The organism is Agriterribacter sp. (assembly GCF_035444585.1).
In the GTDB taxonomy this organism is placed as follows: Bacteria; Bacteroidota; Bacteroidia; order Chitinophagales; family Chitinophagaceae; genus Agriterribacter.
In genome coordinates this window covers 1-10,147 of sequence record NZ_DAOMOZ010000178.1, presented here as the reverse complement: position 1 = coordinate 10,147, position 10,147 = coordinate 1, and the positions used below count along the sequence as shown (strand labels likewise).

General features: G+C 43.2%; 11 protein-coding genes. 8 read left to right on the top strand and 3 right to left on the bottom strand.

The genetic code is table 11. The annotated features are described in order from the left end of the window. Positions 1-117 precede the first annotated feature (117 nt). Positions 118-591 carry a ribonuclease H-like YkuK family protein gene (locus PLH26_RS16550; protein WP_324587141.1) on the bottom strand — a complete coding sequence of 158 codons (474 nt, stop codon included), beginning with the start codon at positions 589-591 and terminating at the stop codon, positions 118-120. Between the two features lie 194 nt (positions 592-785). Continuing rightward, positions 786-1,157, bottom strand: coding sequence for a CoA-binding protein (locus PLH26_RS16545; RefSeq protein ID WP_324587140.1), 372 nt, complete (start codon positions 1,155-1,157; stop codon positions 786-788). A 301-nt stretch (positions 1,158-1,458) separates the two neighbouring features. Between PLH26_RS16545 and PLH26_RS16540 the strand changes: the two genes are divergently transcribed. Both PLH26_RS16540 and PLH26_RS16535 read left to right on the top strand, forming a co-directional pair. After that, positions 1,459-1,908 carry a helix-turn-helix domain-containing protein gene (locus tag PLH26_RS16540; RefSeq protein WP_324587139.1) on the top strand — a complete coding sequence of 150 codons (450 nt, stop codon included), beginning with the start codon at positions 1,459-1,461 and terminating at the stop codon, positions 1,906-1,908. A 12-nt stretch (positions 1,909-1,920) separates the two neighbouring features. Beyond that, positions 1,921-2,328, top strand: a complete 408-nt coding sequence (locus tag PLH26_RS16535; protein WP_324587138.1) for a transposase — start codon at positions 1,921-1,923, stop codon at positions 2,326-2,328. 509 nt (positions 2,329-2,837) lie between these two features. Here the strand turns inward: PLH26_RS16535 and pckA are convergent. After that, positions 2,838-4,445, bottom strand: a complete 1,608-nt coding sequence (pckA, locus tag PLH26_RS16530; protein WP_324587137.1) for a phosphoenolpyruvate carboxykinase (ATP) — start codon at positions 4,443-4,445, stop codon at positions 2,838-2,840. A gap of 248 nt (positions 4,446-4,693) precedes the next feature. Here pckA and PLH26_RS16525 point away from each other — a divergent pair, with 248 nt between their 5' ends. The 6 genes from PLH26_RS16525 to rsmI form a co-directional block, all read left to right on the top strand. Beyond that, positions 4,694-5,683, top strand: coding sequence for a DUF6624 domain-containing protein (locus PLH26_RS16525; RefSeq protein ID WP_324587136.1), 990 nt, complete (start codon positions 4,694-4,696; stop codon positions 5,681-5,683). 24 nt (positions 5,684-5,707) lie between these two features. Beyond that, positions 5,708-7,027, top strand: a complete 1,320-nt coding sequence (locus PLH26_RS16520) for an erythromycin esterase family protein (RefSeq protein WP_324587135.1) — start codon at positions 5,708-5,710, stop codon at positions 7,025-7,027. A gap of 304 nt (positions 7,028-7,331) precedes the next feature. Continuing rightward, entirely contained in the window at positions 7,332-8,621 is a 1,290-nt protein-coding gene (locus PLH26_RS16515; protein ID WP_324587134.1) for an aminopeptidase P N-terminal domain-containing protein, read from the top strand. A 44-nt stretch (positions 8,622-8,665) separates the two neighbouring features. Then, positions 8,666-9,424, top strand: coding sequence for a CDP-alcohol phosphatidyltransferase family protein (locus PLH26_RS16510; protein ID WP_324587133.1), 759 nt, complete (start codon positions 8,666-8,668; stop codon positions 9,422-9,424). Between the two features lie 4 nt (positions 9,425-9,428). Next, entirely contained in the window at positions 9,429-9,683 is a 255-nt protein-coding gene (gene purS / locus PLH26_RS16505) for a phosphoribosylformylglycinamidine synthase subunit PurS (RefSeq protein ID WP_324587132.1), read from the top strand. A 5-nt stretch (positions 9,684-9,688) separates the two neighbouring features. Further along, positions 9,689-10,147 (top strand): 16S rRNA (cytidine(1402)-2'-O)-methyltransferase (rsmI, locus tag PLH26_RS16500; RefSeq protein ID WP_324587131.1); only part of this gene is annotated, 459 nt, incomplete at its 3' end.

Genomic DNA, 10,147 nt, shown 5'->3' with positions numbered 1-10,147 from the left:
ATGTTACAGGGTTCAGGTTTCAAGTTGCAGGTTTCAGGGAGTGTCCCTGCCGGCAACCTCTCGCCTCTCACCATTCACCTCTCACCACCTCTCACCACCTCTCACCATTCACCTCCCCTAATTCACCACCTTATTGGCGCAGCTGCTGCTGGCAAAAGCCTCCGGCTTGGCTTTAAAAGCAAAGCCCATTCCCAGTATATAGCCCATTGCTTCACGCAGGGCTTCGTTGCTTTTAAAATGAGGATTGGTATTGATGTCGGCATGCACTTCCATATCAACGTCAAACACAGTAAACAGATCGCATAGTTCATAAGCGATCTCAATGCTTTTGGCTACTTCCACCAGCATTCTTTCTTTAATGGAATACTGCCTGGTTGTTTTTTCATTGTGAATGAACATAAAGCCGCCGTGGCCTTCGCGAAGAAATACGATTACCGTTGCGAACTCGGTTTCCGCGCCCTTTACCTGCGAGTCTGTACCAATACAAACTTTCAGGTGAAAGCCTTTTCTTGTTTCGCGGATGATGGCTTCTTTAACTTCATCCTTAATAGGGAGATGGATGTGTTCTCCGTTAAATCTTCTCCATAGCATACTTGAATCGGTTTTCCCAATGTACGTTTTTTTTTAAATTTATGCGTTATCGTTAGAATAATATTTGGATATGGGGCTTAAGCAACGGGGTTTCGTGCTTCTGCGATTTGAGATTCCGCTTCGGATTTTGAAGTTAAGTCTTCGTATTCAGGGCCTGCCGGTGCGGGCATGAAAGATCTACTTACATTTCTCTGCTAATATTGTCCCGTGCTCAGCAAAACCAGGGTGCATGCCTCCCGGGCTTTAATGGCATGATCATTTGCCAGGCGGTACAGTTCCCCGTTTTCCGTACCGGGATTAAAGATGATGCGTTTGGGGCGGAGTGATAAAATATAGTCGTAATATTCTTTCTGATGTGAAGGATTCAAATAAAGCGTTACTGTATGCACGTCTGCATAAGGCTTTTGTTCCGTGTCAATGTGAACATCTTTCACCACCGCATTTCTCCTGCCAATGGCTACTACTTCATGCCCCGCATTGCGGAGGCAGTCAAGGGCAAGATAGCTGTATCGCTGCGGGTTAGCCGATGCACCCAGGATGAGTGTTTTCTTTTTTTCTGTTGACATAGCACAAAGGTAAACCGTAAAGTTGAGTTATAACCGTACTTTACCGGTTGATGATTTTGATAATTGTGAGCTGCCCGAAAAGTTTTATTCACATTATGCCAAACTAACATAAGGCCTTTGTTGTTCGACCCTTTCAGGGTCAATACAGGAACTTGTGCATAAGTGAGCCGTACCCTCCGCAGGAGGAACAAGCCGCTTTTGGATACTCTTTTTTTCCGCCATCCCGGAAGGATATGATCAGCTATACATAATGACATAAATAATGCAGTATAAATGATTGTATTTATGAAAACAAATAATTATGCGAGTTCTTTCAGTTAAGGATGGTGAAATAATGCAGGTTGCACTTCAGCAGGAAATATTAAGGTCAGAAGAATCCCGTTATGACCATAAGTTGCATGGAGTATTACTTGCATCTCAGGGTTACGACAGTTACCAAATTGGAGAAATGTTTGGTCAGTCACCTACTACAATACAAAGATGGGTTAATCGGTTTAACAAGTCAGGCTTTGCAGGCTTACAGGATAAGGAGCGTTCGGGCCGCCCCAGATCTTTAGATGCAAAGCAATGGTCAAAGATTGAGAAACATTTACGTCAGCCTCCCCTGTCTTTTGGTTATAAGCAAAACCTTTGGGATGGCAGGCTTTTGTCAAAACATCTTCAAGGACATTTAGGGGTTGTACTTGGCGTAAGACAATGTCAACGGTTATTTAAAGCAATGAGTTCCGGTATCGGAAACCCAGACCTGTGATTGCAAAAGCAGATGAAGCGGATCAAAGCGCTTTTAAAAAAACCCCGGTCGCTGGCAAAAAAAATAAAGATTGATATTTGCTTCGGGGATGAATGTCATTTTCAACAGCATGGCAGTCGTTGTAAAATGTGGGTATCGCCCGAAGATAAAGACCCTGTTGTAAAACACGCTCCAACAAGAAAGAGCATTTCATTATTTGGTGCGGTATATGCTACAACAGGAAAAATGGTTTCTATGGTCACAACGATCTTTAATGCAGAAACGTTTTTGTCTTTTTTAAAAAAGCTGCTAAGGTCAAAAACCAGAGGAAGAAAACTGTTGGTAGTTCTGGATAACGCAAAATATCATCACGCTGTAATGCTAAAGCCCTGGTTAGAAACGAACAAGGCAAAGATAGAGTTGCTCTTCTTGCCACCATAAAGCCCGGAACTTAATCATATTGAGCGCGTATGGAAGTTGACAGGGAGGCTTTGCACTCACAACAGATACCTTGCAACACTATCAGAAGTAGAAACGACCATAAATGAACAAATGAAATATTGCAGAAAGCCAAATGATGAATTAAAGAAATTATGCTGTATTATTTAAGACGCTATGTATATATCCATATACTTTAAATGATTGGTAAATTTCTCTTGAATATTATTGTTGTTTTTTTCTTCCTTCCCATCCGCTGGCGGGATGATGCACAGCCGTTCTTAAAATTCGATTGAGGATTTACCGTCAGTCTATATGAAGTTGCATCTTTACGGTTATACCAGACCCTGAAGGGGTCACCGGTTTATACCAGGATGGTAATAGGATGTGTTACGACCCTGAAGGGGTCGAAGACAAAGAAAGAGTAACAAAAAAAGCCGCCTGTTGTACAGGCAGCTTTCCTAAACCGGCAGGCAACCGCACCACACACTCCTTTTTAATTAGGGCTGTTGTTAAAGCAATACCGGTCCACCGTTCATTATTTCAGCAGGAACGGTATTACCATACTGTTCAAAATTTTTGATGAACTGCCCTGCTAATTTTTTGGCAGTTTGCACATATGCATTTTTATCGTTCCAGGCATTTTCAGGATTGATGATGCTGTAAGGCACACCCGGGCAGCTCTGCGGTACAGCCAGCCCGAAAAACTTGTCAGTGCTGTATACTGCATCATTTAGTTTGCCGTGTAAAGCAGCATGGATGATGGCACGGGTATACCGCAGGAGGATGCGCTTCCCTGTTCCGTACGAACCGCCTGTCCACCCGGTATTGATCAGCCAGACATTGGCCTCGTGTTTATGCAGTTTTTCACCCAGCATTTTCGTGTATACTACGGGATGGAGCGGAAGGAATGGCGCCCCGAAGCAGGCGCTGAAAACCACTTTAGGCTCTGTAATACCGGTCTCCGTTCCTGCTATTTTAGCGGTATAGCCACTGATGAAATGATACATTGCCTGCTCCCGCGTAAGCCTGGAAACAGGCGGAAGCACGCCATAGGCATCACAGGTTAAAAAGAATATATTATCCGGCGCGGCACCTTGTGAGGGTTCTGCAATATTGGAAATAAAGTGCAGGGGATAAGATACCCTGGTATTTTCGGTGATGCTTTTATCAAAAAAATCAATCCGGTCGGTACCGCTAATAAAGCGGGTATTCTCTACCAAAGCGCCATACCGGATGGCTTTATAAATATCGGGTTCTTTATCTTCTTCAAGACCTATACATTTGGCATAGCAACCGCCTTCAAAGTTAAAAATGCCTTCATCACTCCATCCATGTTCGTCATCTCCGATCAATTTACGTTCCGGCGATGTGCTGAGCGTGGTTTTACCCGTACCGCTTAGACCAAAGAAAAGAGCGGCATCATTCTTTGCCCCGATATTGGCTGCGCAATGCATGCCCAATACATTTTTTTCTATGGGAAGCAGGTAGTTGAGCACCGAAAAAACTGCCTTTTTGATTTCACCGGTGTAGGCGGTTCCGGCAATCAATATCATTTTATGCTTAAAGCTGATCACTACTGCATTTTCCTGCCTTATGCCGCATGCTTTGTAAGGCAGTTGTAATCCGGATGCCGAAAAAATATGCCAGTGCGGACCAAAGTCTTCCAGCTCCTCTTCCGTTGGCTGCAAAAACATGTTGGCTGCAAAAAGATTGATCCAGGGCTTTTCATTTACAATACGGATGTTAAAGCGGTACTCCGCATCTGCGCAGGCATAACAATCCCTCACCCAAAGTTCAGGCTGGCTGTTAAGATAAGCGGTAACATGACTGAAAATAATATCGAAATAATGTGTTTCAAGCGGCAGGTTGATGTCGTTCCAGTTCACAGTGTTTGTGGTAATATGGTCTTTAACAATGAACCTGTCCTTAGGGCTTCTTCCCGTAAATTTTCCCGTTTCCACCACCAGCGCACCCGTATCACTGAGCGTCCCTTCGCCCAACTGAAGTGTGGCTTTTATCAGTTCCCCGCGGCTGGCCTGGTAATGCGTGCTGTCCGATACTTTTAAGCCATAACGTATCAGTTCACCGGGAGAAAATAAAAATACAGGTACTGCCATAAAAACGGTTTGAGAAGGCAAAGCTAAAGATCAAATCTGAATTTACCTAACGAACGTTAGTTTTTTAATGATTGCCTGACCAACAACTGGTAAAAGAACCAAAATTGCAAAACTGCGGCAATTGGAATGCATGCTGTTTTGCTGACTGCTTTTTTTTGTGTTAACTTAACAAAAGTGGAATTGTGCTTTATTGGGGCAGGAAGACTTGATGATACAAGTTTAATTATTATCACTTCATAATAGAAAGCATGATAAAAATATATTTTACCCTTCTTTCGGGATTGATATTTTATCAGAATGCAAAATCCCAGATGACTGATGAGTATAAAGTAAATGTTGAGGCGGCAGATTCTTTGTATCGTAAGGGTGAATATTTAAATGCGGCGAAAACATTTTCAAAGGCTTTTGAATCAGTAGGGTGGAAGGGTTTGGTAAACGACAGGTATAATGCTGCCTGTTGCTGGGCGTTGGCTGGCATACCAGATAGTTCGTTCTATCAATTGAATAAGATCGTATCCGGCGCAAGCTATTCGAATATAGATCATATTAAAAATGATGAAGATTTAAGATCATTACACGCCGATGCCCGTTGGACAAGCCTTCTTGATGTAATTGAAAAGAACAAAGAAAAAATAGAAGAAAACTTCAATAAACCCTTGATTAAACAACTGGATACCATTTTTAATGATGACCAACTTTATAGAATACAATTGGATTCCATAATCGCTGAATATGGGCCGGGCTCTGATGAAATGAGGAAGCAGCTACAACGTATGAATGCTGCAGATTCCATCAATTTGATCAAGGTTACCAATATCCTGAATAAATTTGGTTGGCCTGGTACAAAAGAAATTGGTGCAAAAGGAAGCATAACACTGTTCATTGTAATTCAGCATGCGGATATAGAAACCCAGGAAAAGTATTTACCGTTAATAGAAAAGGCTGTTGAAAGCGGGGACTTAGCTGCTGGTAATTTAGCTTTAATAAAAGACAGGATGCTATTAAGAAAAGGAAAAGAACAAATTTATGGGACCCAGGTTGGTTTTAGTAAAGAATCGGGGTTGCACTATATATTACCGCTTTCTGATCCTGACAATGTTGACGCACGGCGAAAATCAATTGGTCTTCAACCATTAGCTGAATATGTGAAGCAATGGAATATCGTTTGGGATCCTGCAAAGTATAAGGAGCAACTGCCGGCTATCAAAAAAGAATTCCAAAGGCAAAATATTCCCTGATTTAAATCGTAAAAAATAACAGCAATGCTCAATTATCCGGAAAGAGCAGGACTATTGATTGCATTTATACTGGCTTCGGAAGCACCTGTGAGAAGTCAGAATAATATAAAAAACTATATAACTGGTTCATCAATTGAAGTATCTGCTATTGAGCCGGACTCCACAGATTACCGTGATTTGGAGCCTATAGGCAATGCCATCGGAAATGCGAGGATTGTAATGCTGGGCGAGCAGGATCATGGAGATGCGCCTGCCTTTTTAGCTAAAACGCGACTGATCAAATATCTCCACGAGAAAAAAGGATTTAATGTGCTTGCATTTGAAAGTGATTTTACGGTATTAAATTATGGGTGGGAAAGGATAAATAGATCAGGGATTGATTCTTTAATACAGAAAAGTATACCTGCACTTTGGACAGATTGCGCCAGTTGTCAAAACTTATTTAAGGAATATATTCCCGACCGGTATGAAGCTGCACCTCCGTTAAGGATTACTGGTTTTGATAATCAGATGAGCGCTTCCGTAGTCGTAGGTATTTTGGATAGTGTAATCAGGGCGGAAAAACTACCTGTTGCATCATTGCCAAATTATAGTGAAGAAATTATTCCCCGGCTAAAAGGCGGATGTATTTATGGACAGGGTACTATTGAGCAGAATAATAATTGCAAAAATTACCTGGTCGCAATAAAGAAGGAGCTATCTGAAAAACTGACGGCAAATGATTTCTGGGTCAGGGTTGTTGATAATATGATCAGTATATACAGAATACATACAAATAAAAAAGGTAGTCACTTTGACAGGTCAAATCTTCGTGACAGTCAAATGGCTATGAATTTAGAATGGATTGCAAAAGTGAAGTACCCGGATCAGAAAATCATAGTATGGGCCCATAACCATCATGTCTCAAAGTATTCGGGTCATTACCCTGTAAAGTTTTTCAATGAAGCCAAAACCATGGGAACTTTTTTTACCGAAATGGAGGGTAATGAAAAAAACACGTATATAATGGGTTTTACTTCCTATCAGGGAACATACGGCCGGCTATATCCCCATGCCATATATAAAATACCACCGCCTGAAACCAACAGCTTTGAAAACTGGATTCCCAAAGCGTATCAATATGCATTTGTGGATTTCAGGAAATTCAATATGCTATACCCGAACCGGGATAAAAATTTTAACCTGTCGGGTGGAGTTGTAAATAACCGGTATCATCAAAACTATAAAGCTATGTGGAACAAAGTATTTGATGGTGTGTTTTTTATCCGTGAAATGTATCCTTGCGAAAACATAGCTGGGTCGGTTAAAAGAACCGAATCGCAAAAACAAGAACCAGGGCAATAAAATTCGAAGCTATAAGCTCTAAATCCGAAAATGCGGTCGGCACCCGACGAAGGAGGGTCAGCACCGCATCTGAACGCAAAGTCCCTGAAAGCAAATAATAAGAACCAAATAACAAGAAACAAACCTGTCCGCAGGGGCGGATAAAACCCAATCCGAATGCAACAATAAACCTCAAACCAAAAGCCACAAATTCCAAAATCCGCGACATGACACTGAAACCTCATACCTCCTCACCAATGTTTTTTGCAAGCCGGCATTTTATGCAGATATTGCATTATTATTCAACCGGATAAAGCATTCCGCTATGAAGTATCTGCCATTGAATCCAGAAATATTTGTTCAGAACCGCAAAAGGTTTACCGCCCGCATGGAAAAAAACGCCATAGCCATATTCAACAGCAATGATGAATTACCGTCAAATGGCGATGCGCTGTATCCTTTTAAGCAAAATTCTGATCTGTACTGGCTCACGGGCATTGAGCAGGAAGAATCCATGCTGATCCTTTACCCCGGCAACCCCGACAAAAAATACAGGGAAGTGCTGGTGCTGGTGCGGCCCAATGAGCTGAAGGAAAAGTGGGACGGGCACCGCCTGAGGGCAAAGGAGGCCGAAGCCATATCGGGTATTTCAACGATCGTATGGTTAGATGCGCTGGATGGCTTGCTGCAGCCCTGGATCCATTTGTGTAATATCATTTATCTCAATACCAATGAAAACGACAGGAAGGCAAATCTTGTGCCTGTGAGGGATTATCGCTATGCGAGGCAAATGCGGCGCCGTTACCCGCTGCACGAATACAGGCGCAGCGCCAGGATACTGAAGGAGCTGAGGGGCATTAAAACGGCGCTTGAAGTTGAAGTAATGCAGCAGGCGATAGACATAACGGAAAAAACATTCAGGCGCTTATTGTCTTTTATCCGCCCGGGGGTGATGGAGTATGAAATTGAGGCCGAAATTTTTCATGAATTTTTAAGGAACCGGGCTACGGGTCCGGCCTATGGATCTATAATCGCAAGCGGCGACAGGGCAAGAACCCTGCATTATATATCGAACAACAATGAATGCAAAGATGGCGAATTGGTATTGATGGATTTTGGCGCTGAGTATGGAGGATATTGCGCCGATCTTACCCGTACCGTTCCCGTGAACGGCAAATTTACCAGGCGGCAGAAAGAAGTGTATAATGCCTGCCTGCATTTGCATCGCTACGCCGCATCCATTTTAAAGCCGGGCATCACCTTAGTTGATTATACCGAAAAAGTGGGGGAGGAGGCAACAAAGCAGTTTTTGAAGATCGGCCTGCTGAAAAAAGCGGATGTCAAAAATGAAGACCGGGAAAACAGGGCCTACCGGAAATATTTATATCACGGTATTTCACATCACCTTGGCATAGATGTGCATGACCTGGGTACACGAACCGAACCCGTGCGGGCAGGGATGGTATTTACCATTGAACCGGGTATTTACATTGAAGAAGAGCAAACGGGCATACGCATTGAGAATAATTTCTGGATCACCAAAAACGGCAATAAAGACCTTATGAAAAAAATTCCCATCACTGCAGACGAAATTGAAGCGCTGATGAAAAAATAAAAACAACGTGCCTTACTTTCTATCTGCCACAAACTGCACCATTGATGAAGCAAATCCCTAATATTTTTACACTGATCAACCTGTTTTTCGGTTGCCTGGCTATTATTGTGATACTGCAAAGCGGCATTGAATTGATTACCACGGGCGAAGGAATACAAATGATGAACATGCCGGAACAAATTTTTATGGCTTCACTGTTCATTGCCTTAGCTGCCGTGGTTGATTTTTTTGACGGATTTCTTGCCCGTTTAATGAATGCTTCCTCTGCCATGGGCAAGCAGTTGGATTCCCTGGCAGATGTGGTAAGCTTTGGAGTGGCGCCGGGGCTGATCATTTACCAGTTCCTGCGTTTGTCGGTAGCCCGCGAAGCAGACGGGCTGGATGCTTCCGTTGCCTGGTTGCTGCCGGCTTTGCTGCTGCCCTGTGCCGCAGCCTGGCGCCTTGCTAAATTCAATCTGGATGAAAACCAGACCTATCATTTTAAGGGCGTACCTACACCGGCTGTGGGGTTGCTTGTTGCTTCCTTTCCGCTCATCTTCTGGCACAGTTCCGCAGCAACGGTAACGGATATCTTTTTAAACAAATGGTTATGGTACGCAGTGGTGTTATTGCTTAGCTGGCTGATGGTATCCGATATTCCCATCATGAGCCTGAAATTTAAAGATTATTCCTTTAAGAACAACAGTTCCAAATGGATACTGGTTTTGCTGGCAATCGTACTTGTGGTATTGTTTAAATGGGCAGCGGTTCCCTTTATTTTTATCGCCTACATTCTGTTATCTTTGCGGCTCAAAAATAAATAGAAACATGATCTACGCTGTTCATATCAATATTATGCCGTTGAAAGAGCTGCTCGACCCCCAGGGAAAGGCGGTGATGAGCGGTTTAAACAATCTGGGGCTTAAGGGCGTTGAAGATGTACGCATAGGGAAGCACATCGTCCTGCAAATTGAAGCCGGATCGGCCGAAGCAGCCAGGAAAATTGCAGAAGAAGCTTCGCAGAAATTATTAGCCAACCAGGTAATGGAATACTTTGAGATAGCGGTAGCTCCTGCCGTATAAAAGTCATGCTTTATATTGTTCCATCCCCCATAGGTAATCTTGCCGATATCAGTTTCCGGGCAGTCGCTGTTTTAAATGAGGTTGATCTTATACTGGCAGAAGATACCCGCACTTCATCGGTATTGCTCAGGCACTACGGTATACAAAAGCCGGTTACGCCCCACCACCAGCACAATGAGCATAAAATAGTACAGCATTTGGTAGAGCAGTTGCAGGCAGGTAAAACGATGGCCATGCTTACAGATGCGGGTACTCCCGGTATTTCCGACCCTGCATTTTTGCTGGTCAGGGAATGTATAAAGAACAATATCAGGGTAGAATGCCTGCCCGGTGCTACCGCATTTGTGCCGGCACTGGTGAACAGCGGGCTACCCATTAACCGGTTTTGTTTTGAAGGGTTCCTGCCTTTAAAGAAGGGAAGGCAAACCTTATTTAAAAAACTGGCCGAAGAAGAACGCACGATC